At 46.9% G+C, this 23,539-nt stretch carries 19 protein-coding genes and 2 pseudogenes; 7 read left to right on the forward strand and 14 right to left on the reverse strand.

The genetic code is table 11. The features are described from left to right. Positions 1-2: 2 nt before the first annotated feature. Entirely contained in the window at positions 3-1,805 is a 1,803-nt protein-coding gene (locus tag LQE92_RS10930; RefSeq protein WP_231062997.1) for an ABC transporter ATP-binding protein, read from the reverse strand. A 20-nt stretch (positions 1,806-1,825) separates the two neighbouring features. After that, positions 1,826-2,482 carry a nucleotidyltransferase domain-containing protein gene (locus tag LQE92_RS10935; RefSeq protein ID WP_231062998.1) on the reverse strand — a complete coding sequence of 219 codons (657 nt, stop codon included), beginning with the start codon at positions 2,480-2,482 and terminating at the stop codon, positions 1,826-1,828. A gap of 735 nt (positions 2,483-3,217) precedes the next feature. Here LQE92_RS10935 and LQE92_RS10940 point away from each other — a divergent pair. Continuing rightward, positions 3,218-4,069 carry a hypothetical protein gene (locus LQE92_RS10940; protein WP_231062999.1) on the forward strand — a complete coding sequence of 284 codons (852 nt, stop codon included), beginning with the start codon at positions 3,218-3,220 and terminating at the stop codon, positions 4,067-4,069. Between the two features lie 77 nt (positions 4,070-4,146). Further along, complete coding sequence (locus tag LQE92_RS10945) at positions 4,147-4,620, forward strand: hypothetical protein (RefSeq protein WP_231063000.1); 474 nt, start codon at positions 4,147-4,149, stop codon at positions 4,618-4,620. Positions 4,621-4,660: 40 nt separating this feature from the next. On the opposite strand, the pseudogene LQE92_RS14740 reads toward LQE92_RS10945, so the two are convergent. The 6 genes and pseudogenes from LQE92_RS14740 to LQE92_RS10975 form a co-directional block, all read right to left on the reverse strand. Then, positions 4,661-5,120: pseudogene (locus tag LQE92_RS14740) on the reverse strand (transposase); the annotation flags it as partial. A gap of 38 nt (positions 5,121-5,158) precedes the next feature. Further along, a pseudogene (locus tag LQE92_RS14655) lies at positions 5,159-5,443 on the reverse strand (23S rRNA (uracil(1939)-C(5))-methyltransferase RlmD); the annotation flags it as partial. A gap of 162 nt (positions 5,444-5,605) precedes the next feature. After that, positions 5,606-6,598, reverse strand: coding sequence for a restriction endonuclease (locus tag LQE92_RS10960; RefSeq protein WP_231063002.1), 993 nt, complete (start codon positions 6,596-6,598; stop codon positions 5,606-5,608). A gap of 303 nt (positions 6,599-6,901) precedes the next feature. Next, a complete protein-coding gene (rlmD, locus tag LQE92_RS10965; protein ID WP_231063003.1) occupies positions 6,902-8,323 on the reverse strand; it encodes a 23S rRNA (uracil(1939)-C(5))-methyltransferase RlmD in 1,422 nt (473 codons plus the stop codon). Between the two features lie 74 nt (positions 8,324-8,397). Continuing rightward, on the reverse strand, positions 8,398-9,342 hold the full coding sequence (locus LQE92_RS10970) for a 3'-5' exoribonuclease YhaM family protein (protein ID WP_231063004.1): 945 nt from the start codon (positions 9,340-9,342) through the stop codon (positions 8,398-8,400). A gap of 108 nt (positions 9,343-9,450) precedes the next feature. Further along, a complete protein-coding gene (locus tag LQE92_RS10975) occupies positions 9,451-10,827 on the reverse strand; it encodes a S1C family serine protease (RefSeq protein ID WP_231063005.1) in 1,377 nt (458 codons plus the stop codon). Between the two features lie 146 nt (positions 10,828-10,973). On the opposite strand from LQE92_RS10975, the gene LQE92_RS10980 reads away from it, so the two are divergent. Genes LQE92_RS10980 through LQE92_RS11000 form a run of 5 tightly spaced genes read left to right on the forward strand, consistent with a single transcriptional unit; the run spans position 10,974 to position 17,369 of the window. Beyond that, the gene (locus LQE92_RS10980) at positions 10,974-13,376 is read left to right on the forward strand and encodes an endonuclease MutS2 (protein ID WP_231063006.1); all 2,403 of its coding nucleotides are present in this window, start codon (positions 10,974-10,976) and stop codon (positions 13,374-13,376) included. 9 nt (positions 13,377-13,385) lie between these two features. Next, positions 13,386-14,096: a response regulator transcription factor gene (locus LQE92_RS10985; protein WP_231063007.1), complete on the forward strand. Its 711-nt coding sequence runs from the start codon at positions 13,386-13,388 to the stop codon at positions 14,094-14,096. Continuing rightward, positions 14,093-15,505, forward strand: coding sequence for a HAMP domain-containing sensor histidine kinase (locus LQE92_RS10990; protein WP_231063008.1), 1,413 nt, complete (start codon positions 14,093-14,095; stop codon positions 15,503-15,505). The genes LQE92_RS10985 and LQE92_RS10990 overlap by 4 nt, the downstream gene beginning before the upstream one ends. Positions 15,506-15,528: 23 nt before the next feature. After that, complete coding sequence (locus LQE92_RS10995; protein ID WP_231063009.1) at positions 15,529-16,668, forward strand: sensor histidine kinase; 1,140 nt, start codon at positions 15,529-15,531, stop codon at positions 16,666-16,668. Further along, on the forward strand, positions 16,665-17,369 hold the full coding sequence (locus LQE92_RS11000; protein ID WP_231063010.1) for a response regulator: 705 nt from the start codon (positions 16,665-16,667) through the stop codon (positions 17,367-17,369). Before LQE92_RS10995 ends, LQE92_RS11000 begins: the two co-directional genes overlap by 4 nt. A 5-nt stretch (positions 17,370-17,374) precedes the next feature. Here the strand turns inward: LQE92_RS11000 and LQE92_RS11005 are convergent, their stop codons facing one another. The 6 genes from LQE92_RS11005 to LQE92_RS11030 form a co-directional block, all read right to left on the reverse strand. Further along, a complete protein-coding gene (locus LQE92_RS11005) occupies positions 17,375-18,499 on the reverse strand; it encodes a LysM peptidoglycan-binding domain-containing protein (RefSeq protein WP_231063011.1) in 1,125 nt (374 codons plus the stop codon). Positions 18,500-18,767: 268 nt separating this feature from the next. Then, on the reverse strand, positions 18,768-19,268 hold the full coding sequence (locus LQE92_RS11010) for a tRNA (cytidine(34)-2'-O)-methyltransferase (protein WP_231063012.1): 501 nt from the start codon (positions 19,266-19,268) through the stop codon (positions 18,768-18,770). Next, complete coding sequence (locus tag LQE92_RS11015; protein WP_231063013.1) at positions 19,265-20,437, reverse strand: aminotransferase class I/II-fold pyridoxal phosphate-dependent enzyme; 1,173 nt, start codon at positions 20,435-20,437, stop codon at positions 19,265-19,267. Before LQE92_RS11015 ends, LQE92_RS11010 begins: the two co-directional genes overlap by 4 nt. After that, positions 20,434-20,916, reverse strand: a complete 483-nt coding sequence (locus LQE92_RS11020) for an Lrp/AsnC family transcriptional regulator (RefSeq protein WP_147595360.1) — start codon at positions 20,914-20,916, stop codon at positions 20,434-20,436. Before LQE92_RS11020 ends, LQE92_RS11015 begins: the two co-directional genes overlap by 4 nt. Before the next feature lie 44 nt (positions 20,917-20,960). Then, entirely contained in the window at positions 20,961-21,536 is a 576-nt protein-coding gene (locus tag LQE92_RS11025; RefSeq protein ID WP_231063014.1) for an AIR synthase-related protein, read from the reverse strand. A gap of 123 nt (positions 21,537-21,659) precedes the next feature. Continuing rightward, positions 21,660-23,321, reverse strand: a complete 1,662-nt coding sequence (locus LQE92_RS11030; protein ID WP_231063015.1) for a VanW family protein — start codon at positions 23,319-23,321, stop codon at positions 21,660-21,662. Positions 23,322-23,539: the final 218 nt, after the last annotated feature.

Raw genomic sequence — 23,539 nt, forward strand, 5'->3', positions numbered from 1 at the left:
TCTCACCCCTCCATCGTCTCCCTGTCGTCACGGCTCATCTGGATTTCATAGATTCTGCGGTAAATCCCATTTTTCTGTATCAGTTCCCTATGGGTTCCGCACTCTTCAATCCTCCCTCGATTCAGCACCATTATCTTGTCCGCCCCCATAAGCGAGGTCACTCTGTGGGAAATCAGGATCACCGTCGCCTGCTTCATCTGCTCTTTAAGCGCTTGGCGTATATTAAAGTCCGTCTCAGAATCCACCGCCGACAGAGAATCATCAAATACCATGATTGGTGCTTTTTGAAGCAGCATCCTCGCGATGGAGACCCGCTGTCTTTGGCCTCCCGATAAGGTGACGCCGCGCTCTCCGACCAAAGTCTCATACCCGTCAGGGAAATTCATAATGGCGTCGTCGATGCATGCGATCCGAGCAGCGCAGCGAATCTCCTCTATGGATGCGTCAGGCACAGAGGCCGCTATATTTTCCCGGATTGTCCTGGAATATAAAAACGGCTCCTGCAGCACCATCCCGACACTTCTCCTCAGCTCCTCAAGGGGAATCTCTCTGATTTCCCTGCCGCCGATATAGATTCCGCCCTTACGGTCTTCCAGCTCATACAGTCTGGAAAGGAGCTGAACCACGGTAGATTTTCCGCTTCCCGTTCCGCCTAAGATACCGAACGTCCTGCCCTCTGGAACCGTGAACGAAACATCCCTCAGCACTTCCTTTCCTTTCTCATATGCAAATGAAACATTCGTGAATGAAATATCATACTTCTTTCTGGATGCATCTTCCTCATTTTCCGATTTCGCGTCTTTTTTCCCATACGCTTCTTCCTGGGCGCGGATAATATAATCTACTCGTTCAAAAGAAACCCCCGCTTTGCTCATATCCGAAAGAATACGCCCAAGCCCTCGGATCGGCCAAACAAGCGAAGAATTGTAAGCGGCAAACGCAATAAATTCACCGACAGAAATAGCGCCGTTTACTGCCTCCATTACCCCGAAAATAATGACCGCGATCACCTGAAGCCCCGTAATCAGGTCACCAATTCCCCAATACAAGCCCGACAGCGTCCCCAGACGGATCCACAGCCTGGCAAAAATATCATTCTTCTCGTCAAACCGCTCCATCTCGAACTGTTCTCTGCCGAATGCCCGAACCACGCGTACCCCTGTGGCATTTTCCTGCACAACCGTAGACAGCTCTCCCTCCGCTTCATCCGCAGTGGTGAACCGTTTTGCAATTAACTTGTAAAACACCGTCGAATACACGACTACCACCGGCACGAACAGCATGACAATGCAGGACAGCTTTACATTCATGGAAAGCATCATAACAAACGACGTAATTACAAGAAACGCCGTACGGAACACCTCCAGAAGCTGTGTCACTACAAATCCGCGGAGCACCTCCACGTCGGAAGTGCACCTCTGGATCATATCCCCGGTCTGATGCTTGTCATGCCACTTCATCGGAAGTTTCTGCACATGAACAAAGAGAGTATCCCGCAGATTCTTGGCAAAATTCTCCCCTGCTTTCGCCGTATTGATACGGCTGATATAAGTAAAAATCCCCGACATGACCGCAACCGCCGCAATCAGTAATGCCAATATCCAGAGGCGTTCTGAAAAAAAGCTCCCCTCGTCCCCGCTCAGCACCCCGTCGATGCTGAACCGAAAAATCTGCGGAGTCAGCGCGTTTAATATGGTCGATATCAGTGAAGCCGCCACAGCCAAGGTAAAAAAGACTTTCGACCCCTGGAGGTAGCGGAATATTAATCGTGCTTTTCTATACTTTGATTTTTTCGCTTTCTTCATGATTTTTCCTGTATGACCTGTTAAATTCTATCAATCCATTTCTTAGACCAATCAAACAGCCGCTCAGACATTTCTTCAAAGTCAATAACCCCGCCGTTTTTCAGGGACAGAAAAGTCCGAACAATCGCTTTTTCTTCTGCAGAAACAACACCAAGCAAGTCCTTCTGGCTGCTCATATAAACTCCGTTCTGTTTAAAATAGATTGCCTGTGCAGCAAATGATGCCGATTTGTATAATCCTTTCAGAATCTCATCACATCTCTCGTAAAGCATATTATGGACACATGCGTGGTAAATGTTGCATACTCCAATTTTAATTGCTCTAGTAACAGCCGCATCGTCAACCAGCTGCAGCAGATCGTCAAGACTTCCTTTTATAGATCTCGTATCATGACAGAACTGAAACAGATCAGATGTCTCCCATTTCCTGATTTCATTTTTTCCCGAAAGAAAACCGCAAACTAATTCTCGGTGCGGCAATGTATCCAGCATCGTACGGTAAGCTTGAATATCCGGTGCAGACAATTTATCCAGAATTACAACCATATCAATATCGCTTGCTTCTGTTGCTTCGTTCCGCCCGTAACTGCCCTGCAGTCCGACAAACCATATTCGGTCTTTAAAGCTTTCATTTAATACCGTTAAAAATTCGTTTATCCATGCAGTAAGATCTATCATTCCATATTATCCTCCAGGTTTCAATCATTCGCCAGGTTAATTTTACTTAATTTATGGTACATGCCACATTGAGTTGCATATTTCGGACACCAGACGTTTTGCAGCCTTTGCGTCCTGCCGATCACACGTCGGCATCTTCATTTTACGAGCAGCGCCACAGTCTCCAGGTGCACCCCATATCGCAACTATACAATATTAATAATTATACCATCATTTACAAACACTGAAAACACCATAAAATAAAGCATATTTTAAACATCTATTAACGCAAGACACCATTGTAAATGCTATAACCTATCTTAACTTATATTTGGCAGGCGAAAGTAGGCATTGCCAACCAAAAGAGAGAGCTCGGAATCTCCTCTTTCTCCACGTGTATTGGAGCATCTTATTTTTGATATGTATATGGGAATATATATAGCTGCAAAATGATTAGGTTTCATATATATTGAAAAAATCAGCGCATTTAAGATTTATAAACAATTAATGTCTCACTATTTATTAATAGATAAAAATTCACTAACCTTGTCGAATATCAGAATAAAAAAAAAATTGATAAGAAATATTAAAAAATATTTGTTGTAACAATTTGACATTTATGATAGACTATATATATAGTCTATCAATGCAAAACTATGTAAATAGTAAACGGGGAGGGATTCCAATGGGGCTTTTAAGGTGGCAAATAATTTTGCTCTTTTGACTATCGTATACTATTAAAAGGAGGTTTATATTATGAAGAGAGGAATTATAGCAACATTAATGTCTTTAGTAATCCTTTTAGGAAGCAGTTTAATGGTATTTGGTGCTGAAGAAGGAAGTAAAACATTAAATGAATATATAGAAACCATCTGCTTAGATGAAATAATTGATACTGGAGAAAGAATCCAGATAATAGGAAGAGATTATGAAAATGGCGATGCGGAATTTATTCAAATAGTTAATAATGAAATTGTTTCAAACTACTATGTTGATCGTTCAGAATCCGTAATTAATGAAACAAGTCAGGTTAATGGTAAACAAAAAATCTCTACTATTGAGTATAAAGAAGCAGCCGGAGTCAGTTATTCACCGATGGCTTATACCAATGCCGGAACTCTAACTTGGAACTGGTCCGATGGAAGTAATTCTGGAACATGTGGTGCAAAATTATCTTTTGAAACAGTGTTTAATACAAAGGATAAGTACGATATAAATGGGAGATATAGAAATTTAGCTGCTTTAGCATCTTTTATTAGTTCAGTAATTGCATTACCTGCTTCTCCTGCAACAACAGTAGCAAAAAACGTTTTCTCTTATTTAGGCGTAGGCTTTACAGTAACACAGGTACTTATTCCTACATACTACGTGAGTGCTAATAGTGTAAAGGTAACTCATAAAGCGATTAATACAGCTAACAGTGGACACGTTAATACTTTAAATGGAACTCAATATACCGTAACTCAGACTGGATATAGTAATAAAACATATACTGAAGGCAATTATTATTCTACATCATCTTTTGCCAATAGAAGTACCGTTTATGCAAATGCAATGTATCATTTATTATTCTCATATCCAAGCTACAGTATTAAATCTTGGAATTAAAATTTTTATGGGGCTGGCAAAACAGCCCCATTTAGTTTTTTTGAATTAGGTTATGAACTTCAAAGGAGTAACGCAAAATGAAAAAGAAATCTATTCTAATATATATTTTAAGTGAAGTGATTTTTATTATTATATTTATAATGAGTTCTATTATGTCGTATCCAATAATTTATCAGGATATTAATAATTATATCGAAAAGCATTATGGTTCTATTAAAGATAAGGTTGAAACAAATGGATCATATATCTGTCGCTATACGAACCAAAATCATGAATTATATATTATTGTTCTAAATCGGAATTTTTTTGTTAAAAACCGATTTAATATAAATAAAAATACAAACTGTTCTAATTTTGAGGTTAAAAATCAGTATGAAATACTTGAAATACAAAATGAAGATGTATTGAAAGTTGATATTTTAAAAGAAACAAGAGAAGAAAAAATTAATCAATATGTATTAGGATTTTTATTACTTAATCTTTCTCTTATAACATTATTCACAAATAGAATGAGATTTAAAACATCAAAAAAACAAAAAAAGGGGCAGTAAAATCAGTCCCTAATAAGCCCATGAGGGTAACTCTTAGCTTTTAAGCCGCTATTTCTTTTCGCTGCTTTTTATTATGATATTTAGAGATGTCAAGACCACAAGAGATTAGTGTAAGCTCCACAATTATATTTTTCTCGCCTCTTCGAAATAACCTTTTGTAAGACCTGTCCCGCTGTAATATACCAAATGTTCCTTCTTCCTGAATCCTTCGATCCATTCGCAAAAGGGCTCCATGTATTGACTCAAGGTTCGATATCACTTCTTGATGTATGGCGGTCAATTCCTCATTCATGCGAATGGTTCGGTTGCCCGATGCCTTTGGACACCATTCTCTTTTATGTTGTCAGCCCTCATTCGCATTCATAGAGTTCTTCCGTTCTCCCATAGTTATTCTTATAAACTGGACGCTAGCTTTTGAAGCGAAATCTTTTTCTTCATGGACAGCGCAGGGTTCCGGATTCATCTCTTTGAAAATTTACAGCACGATATGGATTTTCATGTATATTTCCACCCCGTGCTCTTCACGATAAAACAAGTTTTATGAAGCTTCCTTTTCCGGCGGACACTGCGGCGCTTTAGCATCTTCCTTTTTTATGAGATTATAGTTCCTCCCAACATCCAACCCACATTTCCGCTTAACCTGGGAGATATACAGGCCAGACACCTTCAAACCGTGTTTTTCCAGAACATATGTCTTAATCTCGTCATAGATGGCCTTACTCTCAGCCGCAGTCAAATCTGGCTTATCCAGATTCAACTCCACTTCGATATGCTACTTAGTATTAAGTTTGGACAATAATACTACCGTTTCCACGTGTGTGGAGTGTATGATAATAATGTCTTAAAAACCTAATTATCCCTTGGCGGTAACCCTTTTCCATCAGACAAACCATTATCACGTTCTTATAGGCTGCAACTCGGATTATTGAAAATCATGATTGTACCACAGTGAAACTTTTAATGCCCCATTGCTTTAACAACTTACTTAATCATAGTAATTGAAATCTATATTTTTAAGTCCACTTATATCAATTCTGGGCTTGGGATTTTTATATAGTTTAACATTTTTTATAAGTTCTGAGAAAAAATCCACTAAATCTTTCTTTTGATTCAGCACGTCATATATATCTTTTAAATCGACTAATGCAAGAACAGAGATTGATAATGCCTCTTTCGCGGTGAGGATAGCCGTTTCCGTAAAGGATGCATATGATACAATAATTCCATCTACATTTTTTCTTACCAATAAGCGTGACATAAATCTTCCAACTTTATCTACGCCTAAAGGTTCTTTTTCCCATTTCATTTCTACTAATGTTAGATAATGATTTATTTCCACCACACCATCTATCTGTTCACAATTCTTACCCGTTTCATCATCGTAAATAACGAAATCTTCCTTTATACCAATTTTAAAATACATAAAAATATCATTAAGGACCTGTTCAAGTTTTTTTCCTCTTTCTTGAGGGTTCTGAATAGAAAAAAGTTGGGCAAATCTCTGTTCTAAATCAACAAAGTGTTTTCTTGATTGGCACAATTTATCAACTACTTTCTGTTTTTCTTGTATTTTTTCGCTTTGTTCCCTGCTAAGATAATTCTCGTACTTTGTGACCGTATCCTTTAATTTAACTATTTTCTGAATATCAGACACATTTGCCTTTGCCCTGTCTTTATCATTTGGGTAACATGTTTCAAATGAATCAAACTCCACAATCCTCTGCAAAAGTTTTCTCCGAACACCAAGCATTTTTTCTGTCTGTTCATTCAAAGTAGCCAAAACTTCTCTTGTTACATCAAACTTCTTAAATTGTGATCTATTTGTATTTAATAGTAAGTAATATGGCTGCAAATATGTACTAGGCACTCCTACATTTTGAAAAAATAACAATAAATCTTTCTTTGTTTTATTCAATCTTGGAATTGTATCCACTAGGATATTAAATAAATCCGGGGGGAAATGAAAATACGTATCCATCTTGTTCCTCCATATTAACTCGGTGGTATGCCTTTAATTTCTGATGACACTATCCTTAAATTATCGTTTTTGCCATAACCCATTATTACTTTAAAGTAATAGAGAAAAACCTGACGTAATGCTTATGCACTATTACATCAGGTATTATCTTTCCCACTAAGTAAAGCTATTTTTTCAATCCCCAGAACTCTATTGTCCTGACACCCATATTATATCACATTCAATTTATTATTCAATAGATTTACATAGTATTATTTCATAAAGATTTAATAAATATTAGCATACGGCTATACCTTTTCTATCTTATCGTTTTCGCCTCAGTTCCACACAAACCTCGCAATGCACCCCCTGCGGGAACATATCCACAGGCTGCACCTTCTCCAGCCTGTACGCCTCCCCGCATAGATATTTCAGATCTCTCGCCAAAGTGGCGGAGTCGCAGGACACATAGACAATCTTCTGCGGCCTCATCCGGACCATAGTCTTCAGAAGTGTCTCGTCACAGCCTTTCCTGGGCGGATCTACAACGATGACGTCCACAGAGGCTTCCTCATGCTCCCCATACCACCGGGGCACTACATCCTCGGCCTTTCCCACAAAGAATTCTGTATTTGAAATACCATTAAGCTCCGCATTTTCCCAGGCATTTTTTATGGCCGCCGGTACAATCTCCACTCCGAATACCTGCTTTGCCCTCTGTGCCAGAAACAGGGAAATGGTGCCAATACCGCAGTACAGATCCCATACGGTCTCCGAACCTGTCAGTCCTGCGTATTCCAGGACTTTCCCATAAAGCTTCTCCGTTTGGACAGGGTTCACCTGATAAAAAGACTGGGGAGAGATTTTATAGGTGAGGGCGCCGATCCGATCGGTAATATAAGGCAGGCCTGACAGGCATACCACCTTCTCCCCCAATATCACATTAGTTCTTTCCCGGTTGATATTGAAGGATACCGAGGCCATCCCTTCTATTTTCATCAGCCGGTCCGCCAAGATCTGCGCGTGGGGAAAACGGCCTCCGTTAATGACCAGGCAGACCATAATCTCCCCTGTGCGATAGCCTGTCCGAATCAAAGCGTGGCGCACCAGACCTGTATGCGTTTCCTCATTATAGGGCTCGATATGATACTCTTCCATGAACTTCTTTATGGTCTGCAGGATCTTCTCGCTGACCGGCGCTCCCAGACAGCACTCCTCTGTTTCTACAATGGAGTGAGTCCGGCCTGCGTAAAAGCCATAGACAATCCTCCCGTCTTTTGCCCTTCCAAAAGGAAATTGTCCCTTGTTCCGGTAATGAAAGGGGCCGCTTCCTCCGGTTTCTCTATAACTCTCTTTATCTGAAAAGGGTTCTTCTCCTTTTTCCATTCCCAATATAGGCTCCATAGGAAGGCTGTCCTCTGAAAAGCCTCCGATGCGTGCCAAATGATTCCGCACCTTGTCCTCTTTAAACTGAAGCTGTCTTTCGTAGGACATCGCCTGAAGCTGGCACCCCCCGCAGGGCGCAGCGACGGGACATCTGGGTGACACCCGAAAGGGAGACGGCTCCAAAATGGACAGCACGCGTCCATAGCCATAGTGCTTTTTGGCTTTCACCACTTTCCCCTCGATACGGTCTCCGATGACTGCATCTTTAATAAAAAGGGTATAGCCATTGACTCTGCCTATACCCTCTCCCTGTTCGTTCATATCTTCAATAACCGTCTGAAAAACCTGGTTTTTTTCCAATATAAAAACTCCTTATTCCGGCCGCCTTCCGTCTGTAAGGCCGACGGCCTGCAATTTTAAATCTGATTCCGGGTTCAAAGCTCCGTGGACATCCGCACATTGGAATCCAACAGCCGGTTGAATCCCAGCCAGTCACGATTGCCCGCATTGCCTGCCAGAAGCTCCGTCATCGTCTGCATTTTGGCATCTGTATTGTCCGCGAAATTCAGCGCTACGGCCTCCGCCAGTGCCGGCTTCTTCGGAGATCCGTACTCATACTCCCCATGGTGGGCCAGAATGCAATGCTTTAATTCCGACGCCGTCTTATGGGGAAAACCCGGTACCGTCTTAAGCTTCTCATCAACCATCAGCGTACCCATCACAATATGCCCGAGCAGCTGTCCGTCATCAGTATAATCATTTTCCGGAAAATCCGAAAGCTCTTTCGTCTTTCCAATGTCATGAAACAGTGCGGCAGCGATCAGCAGATCCCGTTTCAGGACCGGATAATGGCCGCAGTAAAAATCACATAGCTGTGCCACGCTCAGAGTGTGCTCCAGTAAGCCTCCCACAAAGCCGTGGTGTACGGTCTTTGCCGCCGAATGTCCTTTGAATGACCGGATAAACGCCTCATCCTCCACAAAAAAACGCTCTGCCAGAGTTCTCAGCTTCTCATTTTCAATACTTTTCACAAAGCGGAGGAGCTCCGCATACATCTGGTCAATATTCTTGGAGGAAACGGGAAGATAATCCGCAGGATTGTATTCCCCTGCCGCAGCCATCCGCACGCGCCGGACATTGACCTGCATCGCCCCCTGAAAACTGGTGACGTCACCGTCGATCTTAATATAATCCAATGCTTCAAAATGGTCGATGCCTCCGGAGAGCTCCCATATCTTTCCATCCACAACACCGGTTTTATCCTGCAGCACAAGGGAATAATACGTCTTTCCCATTTTGGTCTTCGCAATCTGCTTCGTCTTGCAAAGATAAATTTCCGAAAGCCGTTCGCCCTCACGCAAAGTCTCAATATATTTCATTTCATTCTCCCGTCTTTTACTTATCTGTTATATTTTCCGGCTTTTGATATGCCGTTTTTTTCCATTGTATCAAAGCCGCTCCGCTGGGCTTACCGTCGGAAATCCCCCTCACCGTACGCCCAATCCTACAGGAAATTCAATTTCCGTATAACCTTCCCGGCCGATTCTCTGAGCTTTCACCAGAACCGTATCTCCGGGATTTTTCCCCTCCAGATAGCTCTGGAGTTCTTTGACTGTCAGAACCTCAGTACCGTCCAGCCCGACAATCACATCTCCGCTCTGAATCCCCACATTGTATGCCGGTCCCTCCAGGACTGCGTCCGACACATAGATTCCCTTCGGGACCTGATGCTTTTCACTGATCTCCTCAGTCACATCCTGTCCGATCACTCCCATATATGCAAGCGGCACGCCGTTTGATAACCGTTCGATCACTGTCTTAAGGTCCGAGATTCCTATGGCACTCGTATTGGTCCCCACTGTTTTGGATGTAATCATGCCGATGATCTGCCCGTCCAGATTCAGCACAAAACCGGTGGCCTGGGCGCTGGTGGACACATCCGTATACAGCATGCGTACCTCCGCGTCTTCCTTTTGAACACTGGGCCTGACATAGGTGATCATTCCATATGCTACGGAACCCACATAATCTTTCGGGCTGCCAGCCAGAATCACCGGCTGACCAATCTTCGCGCCAAAAGAATTGCCCAGAGGCACCTGGCTGACCGCGCTTTTTGTGACCTCATCCACACTTCCCAAAGGAACACAGACAATGGCGATCCCAGTCTTTCCATCCGCGGCCTTTACAAACGCGGAGACCTTTGTCCCGTTGCAGAATGTCACCTCAACAGTCGTCTCATTTTCCGAGACCTGATAGCTGGTCAGAATCAGCATCTCCGAAGCCGTGACGTTCCATATCACGCCCGAAGCCTTGCCTTCCGTTTCAATGGTATTGTTAAACCAGTCTGTCTCCTGGGTCCTGGTCGTAACCGTCACAATCCCAGTGTTCACACCGGCAGCCGTCTGGCTCATAGCTTCATATAGGTTCTCATAGTCCTCTACGCTCCAGCGGTAGGACTCCACCGCGGATTCCACCACATCTTTGATGTCTTCCTCTGTCTCCGTCTCTTCCGTGGTCGTCTCCGGCGTTTCCGTTTCAGCCGAGGCCGTGGTCTCTTCGTCTTTTGGTATATGAATGGCCGTCTCCGGCGGCTCCTTGCTGAACCATTTTTCCGCATAGGGCCTGAGCCCTGCAAAGACCAGACAGGAGACCACACCAAAAATAACCGCACTCACCACCAGCACGGCAATCCTGTTGATCCACTTTCTGCGGCTCTCCGCCTTATTCAGAATCCTCTCCCGCACAAACATCGGCTCCGGTTCCTGCCCAGTCACCTGCCTGTCCTCTTTTTCCCCCTCCGGGTACTTTGGAGTCTCATCTGAAGCCTCCCGGCCCCCTTGATTCCTATCGTTTAAATCTGCCATACAAACTCTCCTTGACAACAGATACAAAGCCCAAATAGAAACACTGTTTCTATTATAGATGATATCCCCTGATTTTTGAAGTGTTTTAACAAATATTTTCCCAAATCACAAAAAGTTTGGTATACTAATACCCGAGGAGAGTGCCTATGAATCGAAAAGTTCTGCATACTTTGGAATTTGAAAAAATAATTGAAAACTTAACGGATCATGCCTATACACCTGCCGGCAGAGAACTGTGCCGGACGCTGGAGCCCATGTCTCATATCGACGACATCCGTCTGGCCCAGAGGGAGACTTCCGACGCAGTGTCGCGTGTCATCCACAATGGCCCCTTGTCTTTCTCCGGTGTCCATGATATCCGCGGCTCCCTGAAACGTCTTCAGATCGGAGGCGTCCTTGGCATGTCTGAGCTTCTTCATATCAGCAGTCTTTTATCGGCTGCAGCCAGGGTAAAGTCCTATGGAAGAAGCAATATGGAGGACGGCATTGCCGATTCCTTAACAGAAGCATTCAGCCTGTTGGAGCCTCTGACTCCACTGAATCAGGAAATACAAAGGTGTATCCTGTCCGAGGAAGAAATGAGCGATGACGCCAGCTCCGGGCTGCGCCATGTGCGCCGCTCCATCCGGATCACCGGAGAACGTATCCACAGCCAGTTAAACACCCTTTTAAACGGAAACCGCGCCTATCTGCAGGATGCCGTCATCACGACCCGCGACGGACGCTACTGTCTGCCGGTCAAAGCAGAATATAAAGCCCAGGTGCCGGGAATGATACATGATCAATCCTCTACCGGATCTACCTATTTTATTGAACCCATGGCGGTCATCCGATTAAACAACGAGCTTCGGGAGCTGGAAGCCCAGGAGCAGAAGGAAATTGAAGCGGTCCTGGCTGTTCTCAGCAGCTCCGCCGCGGAACAGGCCGTCTTTCTGGAGTCTGATTACGAGCTTCTCGGGCGTCTGGATTTCATCTTTGCCAGAGCAGCCCTTTCCGCCCATTATAAATGCACGGAGCCGTCCTTCAACACAGAAGGGTATCTCTATATCAAGGATGCCAGACATCCGCTTTTGGATTCCCGGACCGTAGTTCCGATCACCGCAGAGCTGGGAAAGGAATTTGACCTGCTGATAATCACCGGTCCCAATACCGGCGGCAAGACAGTTTCCCTGAAGACCGTGGGGCTCTTTACCCTGATGGGTCAGAGTGGTCTCCATATCCCTGCTTTTGAAGGATCCCAGCTGGCAGTCTTTGACGAGGTATTTGCTGATATCGGTGATGAACAGAGCATTGAGCAGAGCCTCAGCACCTTTTCATCACACATGACCAACATCGTCTCCATCTTGGAAAAAGCAGACAGCCGCTCTTTGGTCCTGTTTGATGAACTGGGGGCAGGAACGGACCCCGCGGAGGGAGCTGCCCTGGCAATCTCCATCCTCACATTCCTGCACAATATGAAGGTCCGGACCATGGCCACGACCCATTACAGTGAACTCAAGGTATATGCACTGTCCACAGACGGCGTGGAAAATGCCTGCTGTGAATTTGACGTGGACACCCTTCGGCCCACTTACCGCCTGTTGATCGGAATACCGGGAAAGAGCAACGCATTCGCCATATCGAAAAAACTCGGCCTGCCCGATTACATTATAGAGGACGCCAGAAAGCGCATCGGCAGTGAAGACGCCGCCTTTGAAGATCTGCTTTCTGACCTGGAAAAGAACCGGGTGGAGCTGGAGCGGGAACGACTGGAGGTCAACAGCTATAAGGCGGAAATCGCCATGCTGAAAGAACAGCTGTCGAAAAAGCAGGACCGTCTGGACGAGAATCGGGAAAAGATTCTGGCCCGGGCCAATGAAGAGGCCCGGAAAATCCTGGCCGACGCCAAGGCCTCCGCCGACGAAACCATCCGGAATATCAACCGGCTTTCCGCCAAATCCGGCGTGGGCAAAGAACTGGAAAAGGAACGAAAGAAACTTCGCGACCACCTGGATAAAGTCAGCAGCAGCATGGCAGTAAAAGCACAAAAACCCAAAAGGGCCTACCGGCCTGAAGATTTTCGAGTAGGCGACGCCGTCCGCGTACTGTCCATGAACCTGAACGGCACAGTCAGTACCCTGCCCAATGCAAAAGGCGAAGTGACGGTCCAAATGGGCATCCTGCGGTCTCAGGTGAACATCAAGGACCTGGAGCTTCTGCAGGAAGATACCATATCCACCCCCATAGGGAATATGGGAAAAAAAGAGACTCAAAGAAACAGCCACTCCGGTTCTATCCGGATGTCCAAATCTTCCTCCGTTTCTCCTGAAATCAATCTGATCGGAAAGACAACCGACGAAGCTGTCCCGGAATTGGATAAATATATCGACGACGCATATCTGGCCCATCTGCCCCAGGTAAGAGTAATTCACGGCCGGGGAACCGGCGCCCTGAAAAAAGCTGTGCATCAGTTTTTGAGACGTTGCCGCCATGTATCCTCCTATCGCCTGGGGGATTTTGGAGAAGGAGGGACCGGTGTCACCATCGTGCAGTTTTCTTATGATAAATAGGAGGAAAACATGACATCCAAACAGAAAATCCTGATAGTCGACGACGACGAAAACATTGCCGAGCTGATTTCTCTTTATCTGCTAAAGGAATGTTACGAGACCCAGATAGTGCATGACGGAGAATCTGCCCTTCAGGCCTTTCCCGCTTTTCAGCCGGATCTGATCCTCCTGGATCTGATGCTTCCCGGCATCGACGGGTATCAAGTCTGCAGGGAGCTGAGAAAAGACACATCCGTTCCCATTATCATGCTGTCAGCCAAAGGAGAGGTCTTTGACAAAGTCCTGGGCCTGGAACTGGGCGCCGATGATTATATCATCAAGCCCTTTGACTCTAAAGAGCTGGTGGCCAGAGTAAAAGCGGTCCTGCGCCGAGCCGTTCCTCCTGTCCCAGCTTCCCTTCCGGTACCGGAACAGCAGGGACAATACGTGGAATTCCCTGATCTGATCGTGAATCTGACAAATTACTCTGTGATCTACATGGGACATTCTGTGGAAATGCCTCCGAAGGAACTGGAGCTCCTTTACTTTCTTGCATCCTCCCCCAACCAAGTATTCACCAGGGAACAGCTTCTCGACCACATCTGGGGATATGAATACGTAGGCGATACCCGGACCGTGGACGTACATATCAAGCGTCTCCGGGAGAAGATCAACGACCACCCAGCATGGCAGCTGTCCACTGTCTGGGGCATTGGATATAAATTTGAGGTAAAGAGATGAGAGTCTCCCTGTATGTAAAGGTTTTATTCGGCTATCTGATCTTCGGTATCCTTGGCTTCATTACGATCGCTTTTTTCTCCTCCAATATGACACTCCAGTATCTGGAACGTGACCGGGCGGATCAGCTTTATAATGAAGCCAGCCTGATAGCCGGAAACTGCCGGCAGAAATATTCCGGCTCCAATATAAATTTTGAATCTCTTGGGCCCCAGCTTTCTTCCATAGGCTCTTATTTTGATGCCGACATCTGGATCGTGGAAAAGCAGGGGAAAATCGTTTACCGAAGTGACGGGCTTCCTGTCGGGACTTCCATTGAAGGGTTCGATCCCTCAGAACAGGGACGGGGCCGCTATGTCATCGGCCACTATTATGAATTATTTGAAGATTCAGTTCTCAGTGTCACAGCTCCCATTTCGGCTAATTTCAGCACCTATGGATACGTCGTTCTCCATCAGTCTGTATCCGGCATCTGCGACGTGAGAGACAGGATCCTCAATATCATCTACATTACTTTCCTGGTGGTTTTTGCAATCTCCCTGGTGATTCTGTGGATATTCCGGATCTATATCTTCCAGCCCATCAAACAGATCACCGCAGCAGCCAACGAATTCGCCTCTGGAAACCTGAAGTATAATCTGAAGCTCCATTCGGAAGATGAGATCGGATATCTGGCCGATACGTTGAATTATATGGCCCATGAGCTCAATAATAAAGAAGAGGACCAGCGGAAATTCATATCCAATGTCTCCCACGACTTTCGTTCTCCTCTCACATCCATAAAGGGATATCTGGAGGCCATGATCGACGGCACGATACCGCCTGAGCTCTACGAAAAATATATGAAGCTTGTCATATCCGAGGCGGACAGACTGACTAAGCTGACCTCCAGCACATTGGCGCTGCAGTCTTTGGATTCCATGGGAAATCTTCTGGATATCACGACCTTTGACATCAATCAGGTCATTCGGGATACGGTAGCTGCCTTTGAAGGAATCTGCAAGCCCAAGAATCTGAACTTCGACCTGATCTTTGCCGAGCGCTGCTTTTTTGTCCAGGCAGATATGGGAAAAATCCAGCAGGTCCTGTATAATCTGGCGGACAACGCCATAAAGTTTTCCCGCCCCAATACAACCATATGGATTGAAACGTATGAACGCCATGAGAAGATATTTATTTCCGTAAAAGACAGCGGCGTCGGAATATCCAAGGACAGTCTGAAAAAGATCTGGAGCCGCTTCTATAAATCAGACGCATCCCGCGGCAAAGATAAAAGCGGAACAGGACTCGGCCTTTCCATCACGAAGGAGATCATCACAGCCCACAATGAAAACATCGATGTGATCAGTACAGAAGGCATCGGGACCGAATTCATCTTCACTCTGCCAAAGGGCAGTCCTGTAAAATCATAGAGAGAAAACCTGGAGGAAACTGCATGGGCAAGTTTGAATTATCACTTACCGATTTTGTAAAAACCGCGGGCCTTCTGCTGGCCGCTTATGCGGCCTGCCGGCTTCTTCAGCCTCTGACCGGTGCGGAGAACAATACCGCGCTGATCTTTGTTCTGGCAGTGGTCATTATCTCCCGCATAACAAAGGGGTATCTATACGGAATTTTTGCTTCTCTTGTAAGTATGTTCTGCATCAACTATTTTTTCACTTACCCCTACTCTCAGTTTAATTTCAGCCTCAGCGGCTATCCGGTTTCTTTTCTGACCCTTTTTGCCGTATCCACTACGGTATGCGCCCTGACCGCACAAGCCAAGCGGCAGACAGAATTAGCCGTCGACCGGGAAAAACAGGCCAAGGAACTTTTTGAATTGAATCAGAAGCTGTCAGAAGAACAGCAGGAGATCCGGATGGTGGCAGAGCAGGAAAAGATCCGGAACAATCTCCTGCGCGCCATTTCCCATGACCTCCGTACTCCTCTGACCTCCATATTCGGCTCCAGCTCTACACTTCTGACCGATTCAACCGAAGCTCTAAGCAACAATTCAAAAAAACTTCTGGCCGATATCCGAGACGATTCGGAATGGCTGATCCGGATGATTGAAAACCTGCTGATTGTGACAAAAATAAGCTCTTCTCCCACCGCTCTGAAAAAAACAGAAGAAGCGGCCGAGGAGATCGTAGCAGAGGCGGTCTCACAGACCAAAAAACGTTATCCCAAGCTGGAGGTGACTGCCCATGTACCAGATCAGCTCCTATTTGTTCCCATGGACCCGATACTCATCGAGCAAGTCCTGATCAATCTTCTGGAAAATGCGATCCGTCATTCAGGCGATACCAGCCATATCCTGCTGGATGTGGAAAAAGACGGAGACTACGCTGTTTTCGCCGTTTCAGACAGAGGGCGCGGTCTAACAGAGGAAATCCTCAAAATGCTGGAAAAAGGGAAGCTCCAGTCACTGAATACAGGAGGCGATTCTACCCGCGGCATGGGCATAGGACTGTCCGTATGCCAAAGCATCGTTCAGGCCCACAACGGCTATTTTAAAGCAGAAAACTCCCGCTCCGGAGGGGCGGTGTTCCGGTTCGGCCTGCCACTTACGACACAAAAGGAGGAAACACCATGAGCAGCAAACGAACGATTCTTGTCGTCGAAGACGAAGCGAGCATATGTAACTTCATAACCACGATTCTCCATTCAAACGGCTACACCGCCGTAGTTGCCGGCAGCGCCAGCCAGGCAAAGAGCATGATTTCTTCTTACTGCCCAGATCTAATCCTGCTGGATCTTGGACTTCCGGATATGGACGGCCTGGATTTTCTGTCTTCCGTACGCCAGTGGTGCCATACTCCCATCATCGTCGTCTCCGCCAGAACTCATGAATCTGAGAAAGTGCAGGCGCTGGATCTGGGCGCGGATGATTATATCACAAAGCCCTTTGGCATATCCGAACTGACAGCCAGAATCCGGACCGCCCTGCGTCACGCGGACCAGGTAGTATCCTCCGCGGGAGTACCTGCTTCCCGGTTCAGTGCAGGCGATCTCATGGTGGACCTGGACAAACGTCTCGTGACCGTGGCGGGAAAAGAGATTCACTTCACTCAGATAGAATTCAAGATCATAGCCCTTCTCTGCCAGCATGCCGGAAAGGTCCTGACTTATGACTATATACTGAAACAGATCTGGGGCCCCTACGCCGTAAACGACAACCAGATACTCCGAGTAAACATGGCCAACATCCGCCGGAAGCTGGAGGAAAATCCGGCCAGCCCCAAATATATACTGACCGAGCTGGGAGTCGGCTACCGGATGCTTGAAAACCAGTGATGAAATTATTTTCCCAGCAGGCTCTGCAGCAGCAGCCAGTTGGCGCGGAAGGGCCGCATCAGATTCCAATATCCTACCCCCATCAGCCCATATGCATCCGCAAATTCCAATTTCGCCTCGACGCTGCGCACGTCTTCAAACCACACTTCATGCTGTATCCCATTTTCCCAATAGGTAAAATGGGGGCTTTGGGCCGCATCCTCAAACTGTATAGCAGCGCCCTGGGCTGCTGCTATCTGTACGGCCTCCACATTTCCAATTATGTTTGCCTCGCTGGTCCCCCGGGTAAACGGAAGAGTCCAGTCATAGGCATAGTTGGGAATCCCCATAATGATTTTATTGGCGGGAATCTCCTGCACGGCGTAGTCTAACACTTCCCTCACCTTATTTAACGGCGCCACGGCCATGGGAGGACCATAAGTATATCCCCATTCGTATGTCATCAGAAACACATGGTCCGCGTTCTGTCCCAGCAGCCGGTAGTCCATCCCCTCATAGATCAGTCCCGGCTGGTCAGCCGAGGTCTTTGGAGCCAAAGCCACGGATACGATGTATCCATTGGCATTCATCACACTTCTCAGCTCCCCCACAAATCCTGCATATGCCTCTCTGTCCTGGGGCAGGATGTATTCAAAATCCACATCCACCCCTGCATATCCCCTTTCACGGACTGCCGTCAGAAGATTCTGGACCAGAGTATTCCGGATTGCCGCGTCCTGAACAAGGGTCTGTATCAAATAATTATTAAATTTGCCGTCCGGCCCGAAGGGCGTCAGGACGAGCATCGGCGAAATGCCGTAGTTCCACGCCAGCTCCACAAGCCATAAATCGTCTGCCTGCGGATAGACCAAATCGCCTTGCAGCGTATACCCGAAGGAAAACACCAAAAGCTCATTGAGGAGCGGCAGAGACTCCTGCAGAACCGTTCTCTCCACGTAAGGATACGCATAACCGGTTATATACATCGGGCGGATTTTAGCCGTATTTCCCGCCGCGATATATAACGCCTGGCCTTCTGCAAGATGAATCTGTCCATACAGCTGATTATCGTATTCGATCCGTTCTTCCGATACTCCAAACTTCTGTGAGATCTCATATAGAGTATCTCCCCTGGAAACCACATATATCATATATCCGACCTTTGATTCTGGTTTATTTTATCATATGAAGAAAATAACATAAGAAGAATATCATTCGGATTTGCTTTCTTAACGGTATTTTAACGGATACCCCATTTTTCATAGCGGCTTTTTAACGGATATTTATTATATAATGATTACGAAGTTAAGACCACATAAGTTGTGGTTACTGTCTAATTGCCCCTTTCGACCGTTTAACGGTCCAATTAGATTCCATAACTCAAAAGACCTGCATCCCCCCGGTGCAGGTCTTTTTCTGTCAAAACCATTCAAGCCTGTGCAGCTTCCCCTGCGTCCTCATATGGGAAAACCCATTCTGGCGCAAAGCTTCATATAAGACAACTGCCACGGAGTTCGCTAAATTCAGAGAACGGATATCGCCTATCATTGGAATCCGTATGGCCGTATCCCGGTGCTCCACCAAAATCTCCTCCGGGATACCGGCACTTTCTTTGCCAAACATGATATAGGCATCCGGCTCATAGGGCACCTCCGTGTATACATTCAGGCCTTTCGTGGTGGCCATATAAATCCGTTTCCTGGCCTCCGGATTCCGTTCCAGAAAATCCGAATAATTGTCATATACCGTCACATCCAGACTGTCCCAATAGTCCAGTCCCGCCCGTTTCAGAGACTTTTCGTTGATCTTGAAGCCCAGAGGCTCGATCAAGTGCAGATGGCTTCCCGTGGCCACACAAGTCCTGCCGATATTTCCGGTATTGGCCGGCACCTCCGGTTCCAGGAGCACAATGTTCATCATTTCCGCTTTTCCTCCAGACGTTTCACAAAACGCTCCACACGGCCCAGGGCTTCCTTCAGCGCTTTCAGCGAATAAGCATAAGAAATACGGATAAATCCCTCTCCGCAGGAACCAAAGGCGCTGCCCGGCACCACCGCCACTTTTTCTTCTTTAAGAAGGGTCTCCGCGAACTCCTCTGAGCTCATGCCAAACCGTTTGATATTAGGAAATACATAGAACGCTCCCTTGGGTTCAAAGCAGGACAGTCCCATCTCCTTTAACGTTTGCAGCACGAACCTGCGTCTCTGGTCATAGGACTCCCGCATCATCGCCACGTCGTCATCTCCATTCCGCATCGCTTCCACTGCTGCGTACTGGCTCGTAGTGGGGGCGCACATGATGGCATACTGGTGAATTTTGAGCATCTGTTCCAGGATCATCCTGGGGGCCGCCGTATACCCCAGCCGCCATCCGGTCATGGCATAGGCCTTGGAAAAACCGTTGATCAGGACAGTCCGCTCCCACATCCCAGGCAGGGAAGCAATCGTCACATGACTGCCGCTGTAGGTCAGTTCCGAATAAATCTCATCCGTAATGACCATAATATCCTTTTCCTGCACCACCTTGGCTATGGACTCCAGATCCTTTCTTTCCATAATGGCTCCCGTGGGATTATTTGGAAAGGGAAGTATCAGTACCTTTGTCTTCGGTGTGATATGAGCAAGCAGCTCTTCCGCCGTCAGACGGAATTCATTCTCTTCCTTCAGCTCTATAACGACCGGAACAGCATCTGCCAGAACCGCACACGGATAATACGACACATAACAAGGTGTAGGGATCAGAACCTCATCACCGGGATTTATCATAGCACGAAGGGCCAGGTCTATCGCTTCGCTGCCGCCCACAGTGACCATGATTTCATGATCCGGATCGTACTCCACCTGACAGCGGCGCTTCAAGTAGCTGCTGATCTCCTGCTTCAGCTCCTTGAGTCCCGCGTTGGAGGTATAAAAGGTCCGGCCTTTTTCCAGGGAATATATTCCTTCTTCGCGGACATGCCACGGAGTGTCAAAGTCCGGCTCTCCTACTCCAAGAGAGATAGCGTCAGGCATTTCACTGACAATATCAAAAAATTTACGGATGCCCGAGGGCTCCAAAGCTACGGCTTTTTCTGATAATGGATTTCTCATGGCGTCACCAGCATCCTTTCATCTGTAGTTTTTTCCTCCAGGACCGTACCGTGATCCTTATACTTTTTCAGTACAAAATGTGTGGCTGTACTCAGTACGGACTCCAGCGGAGACAGCTTGCTGGAGACAAACAAGGCCACGTCCTTCATGGTCTTTCCTTCCAGAATGACCATAAAATCAAAGGCTCCTGATACCAGATACGCCGCATGTACTTCGTCGTAATGGTAAATACGCTCTGCGATGCTGTCAAATCCCATCCCTCTCTGGGGAGCGACCTTCACCTCAATCAATGCCGTGACCTTTTCCTCCGTCACCTTATCCCAGTTTATCAACGTGTGATAACCGCAGATGATTCCTTCTGATTCCATGGCCGCAATTTCATTCATCACGTCAGTCTCTTCTTTGCCGAGCATTGCCGCCAAATCCTTCACATCAATCCTGCTGTTCTTTTCTATGATGGATAAAATTTTTTCTCTCATTTACTTTTCCTTTCCCGATTTGACATCCAGGCATACTGCTGCCTCTATTTATAAAGTTTCTCTATCTCATCCGGTTCAGGCCGGTTCAAATACCGGCAGTTTCCTCCGTTCAGGATAATGCGGTCATTGCTGTCTGTGACCTTTCCGATGATCGCCGGCACTCTTCCTGCCGCTTCCAGCTCACAGACCAGATCATTTCCATGGTCTGCAGCCATCAGCATACATCCTCCGGACAAAAGCCCATAGGGATTCAAATCCAGCACTTCGCAGATCTCAATGGTCTCCTGACGCAAGGGAATCTTCCTCAGATGCACCGTCATCCCCACCTTGCAGCGCTCTGCCATTTGCCACAATGCCGTCAATATACCGCCTTCCCTCACTTCTTGCATGGCTGTTTCACCATGCCGTCCCGCGACTGCGGCCTCCGGAGAATCCTTCAGGTATTCAAAAAAGGACTTGGCCGTTTCCAGCAAATCCCACGGAAGTGTCCGGGAAAGAAGCGGCTGCTCCATTTCCGCGGCTCTCACAGTCCCTTCCAGCGCTATGTAATTGGTAATGACAATATCCTGTCCCGGCTTCATGCGCGGTCCAGCATTCATTCCGATACGTTTCTTCTCCACAGCTTCTCCTGTCCGCCGATAAGGCTTGCCTTTGCGTAAAAGAGGCCTCCGTTCATTCAAGGAACGGGGCCTCTTTAGTATAGCACAATTAAAATCAGATTGCATCAGGATTCTCGCACGGTTTCATGACTCCGCAGTCGGATTCTCCGAAGGCGCAGGCGCCTCGGTGGTCGGTGCCGGAGTGGTCGGAGGTTCTGTAGGCGCTGTAGGCGGAGCTTCTGTAGGCGCTTCCGTAGGAGTGGTCGGTGCCTCGGTAGGTGCTGCAGTCGGCGCCTCGGTAGGTGCTGCATCCGGTCCTCTTCTCACTTTTCTCGGTGAAGCCCTGTACTTATCCGTATGAAGCAGAATCTTCTCCTGAAGGACGCCGTCCACATAAATCTCCTTGAACGCCTGAGCGGTCGCCTTCGGATAAGCAGTCGCCTGATCCACGACCTCCTGGCCAGGCGCCAGAGAAGGGTCTATGGTCACTTGCTCACCTGAATCCTCTTTTTCCACATAGATACCATAAAATTTAAGCGTCCTGTTGGCCGGACGGGTCTCCTTGCCCCAGATTCGGTATCCTACCTCACCGCCGCCAAGATAAGCCTCGATATAAATTGGAAAATCAAAATCATTGGTCAGCTCCAAGTCCTTGGAACCACTGTCATTAATCGTAGCGTCCAGGCCGACATCTGTGTATCCGACGATCATGGAGTGATTATACCGTTTAGAGACATAAATCTCCGCTTTCAAAGCAGCGTTATAAAGCGTAGTCGCCAGCTGGCAGATACCTCCTCCATAACTCTGTTCATATTCGCCGTTATTGTAAGCGATTGCGGGATCGTATCCATTTTCCGCCGAAAACGGTACCAGCGCGTCATGCATGGACCAGCTCTCACCGGGCATCAGAAGCACCGCGTCCGTCAGACGGATTCCTGTCTTTAAGTTCTTTCCTCTGCCCGATCCGGTGCCGCCACTGTAAGAGGTGGCGAATTCACCGATGACATCCTGGACCTGTGAAAGCATTTCTGTGGTCCTGGCAGGCTGCTTCACCTGAGCGGCAGCGGCCACTGTGACATCTTCCTTATTCCAATTCTTTAAAGCACTCATGATAGAAGCCGCCGTCGTATCCGCATTTACCTCGATCCCGGACTGGCTCTGGGTCACGTTGAACCCGCTTCCGCTGCGTTCAAGCTCTGCGTTGACAGGCTCCACAGCCAAGCCGGCCGTCTGTTCCGTCACAAAGCTCTTCACCATATTTTCATCGATTGAAAACGCCAGGTCATATTTCTGATTACTCTGTTCCAGATCCTTTTTGGATTTATACCGGACGATCAGATTTCCGCTCTTTCCCAGAGTCACCGCTTCCATCACCATTTCAGATATTCCGTCCGCTTTAAGTCCCAGCTGGGCGATCGGCACCTGAATAGGAGCCACGTCGTCTGCCCCTTCCAGAGTGAGGGTCAGAATCTTCTGCCCCAACTCCTCCATGTGCGTCAATACGGCTTCCATGGCCTGGTCGGCGGTCATACCGCTGACATCTACATCATCAATATATACGCCGTCAGCGATCACAGCATCCGCACCCAGCGGACTTTTTTCCATCGCTTCCTTCAACGCTTCTTTGGGGTCTGCCGTGGTCTCTTCAGGCGTTGTCTCTGCGGCCGTCTCTTCGGGGGCGCTCGTCTCCTCCTGAGAATCGGATTCTTCTGTCTCCCCATTCTCTCCGGTGGCATAAGCCATCCCAGATACCAGCAGACTGGCAAGAAGGACCAGGACCAGCAACAATGCACATTTCTTTTTCATAAACTGCTTCCCTTTCTTTTCAACACAGAACTATAGCTGTCCTATAATGACTTATCCATTGTAACATAAGTTTTGGGATTTTCAAGCATAGTCATAGAATCTTAAAAGTATTGCAATAATTTTCATAAAATGGCGGCGAGTACCATTGGGATTACCATTCCCAGAACCAGCAGGACCGCCACCACCCCTACTATGATACGTTTTGCCTTCTGTTTCTT

The organism is Lientehia hominis (assembly GCF_021044755.1).
Taxonomy (GTDB): Bacteria; Bacillota; Clostridia; order Lachnospirales; family Lachnospiraceae; genus Lientehia; species Lientehia hominis.

What these genes read in the sequence shown, in the direction of transcription:
- LQE92_RS10975 (WP_231063005.1), bottom strand. Translation starts at nt 10,827, where the DNA reads ATGGCAGATTTAAACGATAGGAATCAAGGGGGCCGGGAGGCTTCAGAT.
- LQE92_RS11000 (WP_231063010.1), top strand. Translation starts at nt 16,665, where the DNA reads ATGAGCAGCAAACGAACGATTCTTGTCGTCGAAGACGAAGCGAGCATA.
- LQE92_RS10980 (WP_231063006.1), top strand. Translation starts at nt 10,974, where the DNA reads ATGAATCGAAAAGTTCTGCATACTTTGGAATTTGAAAAAATAATTGAA.
- LQE92_RS11010 (WP_231063012.1), bottom strand. Translation starts at nt 19,268, where the DNA reads ATGATGAACATTGTGCTCCTGGAACCGGAGGTGCCGGCCAATACCGGA.
- LQE92_RS10985 (WP_231063007.1), top strand. Translation starts at nt 13,386, where the DNA reads ATGACATCCAAACAGAAAATCCTGATAGTCGACGACGACGAAAACATT.
- LQE92_RS10935 (WP_231062998.1), bottom strand. Translation starts at nt 2,482, where the DNA reads ATGATAGATCTTACTGCATGGATAAACGAATTTTTAACGGTATTAAAT.
- LQE92_RS11020 (WP_147595360.1), bottom strand. Translation starts at nt 20,916, where the DNA reads ATGAGAGAAAAAATTTTATCCATCATAGAAAAGAACAGCAGGATTGAT.
- LQE92_RS10990 (WP_231063008.1), top strand. Translation starts at nt 14,093, where the DNA reads ATGAGAGTCTCCCTGTATGTAAAGGTTTTATTCGGCTATCTGATCTTC.
- LQE92_RS10970 (WP_231063004.1), bottom strand. Translation starts at nt 9,342, where the DNA reads ATGAAATATATTGAGACTTTGCGTGAGGGCGAACGGCTTTCGGAAATT.
- LQE92_RS10945 (WP_231063000.1), top strand. Translation starts at nt 4,147, where the DNA reads ATGAAAAAGAAATCTATTCTAATATATATTTTAAGTGAAGTGATTTTT.
- LQE92_RS10930 (WP_231062997.1), bottom strand. Translation starts at nt 1,805, where the DNA reads ATGAAGAAAGCGAAAAAATCAAAGTATAGAAAAGCACGATTAATATTC.
- LQE92_RS11015 (WP_231063013.1), bottom strand. Translation starts at nt 20,437, where the DNA reads ATGAGAAATCCATTATCAGAAAAAGCCGTAGCTTTGGAGCCCTCGGGC.
- LQE92_RS10940 (WP_231062999.1), top strand. Translation starts at nt 3,218, where the DNA reads ATGAAGAGAGGAATTATAGCAACATTAATGTCTTTAGTAATCCTTTTA.
- LQE92_RS11030 (WP_231063015.1), bottom strand. Translation starts at nt 23,321, where the DNA reads ATGAAAAAGAAATGTGCATTGTTGCTGGTCCTGGTCCTTCTTGCCAGT.
- LQE92_RS10995 (WP_231063009.1), top strand. Translation starts at nt 15,529, where the DNA reads ATGGGCAAGTTTGAATTATCACTTACCGATTTTGTAAAAACCGCGGGC.
- LQE92_RS10960 (WP_231063002.1), bottom strand. Translation starts at nt 6,598, where the DNA reads ATGGATACGTATTTTCATTTCCCCCCGGATTTATTTAATATCCTAGTG.
- LQE92_RS11005 (WP_231063011.1), bottom strand. Translation starts at nt 18,499, where the DNA reads ATGATATATGTGGTTTCCAGGGGAGATACTCTATATGAGATCTCACAG.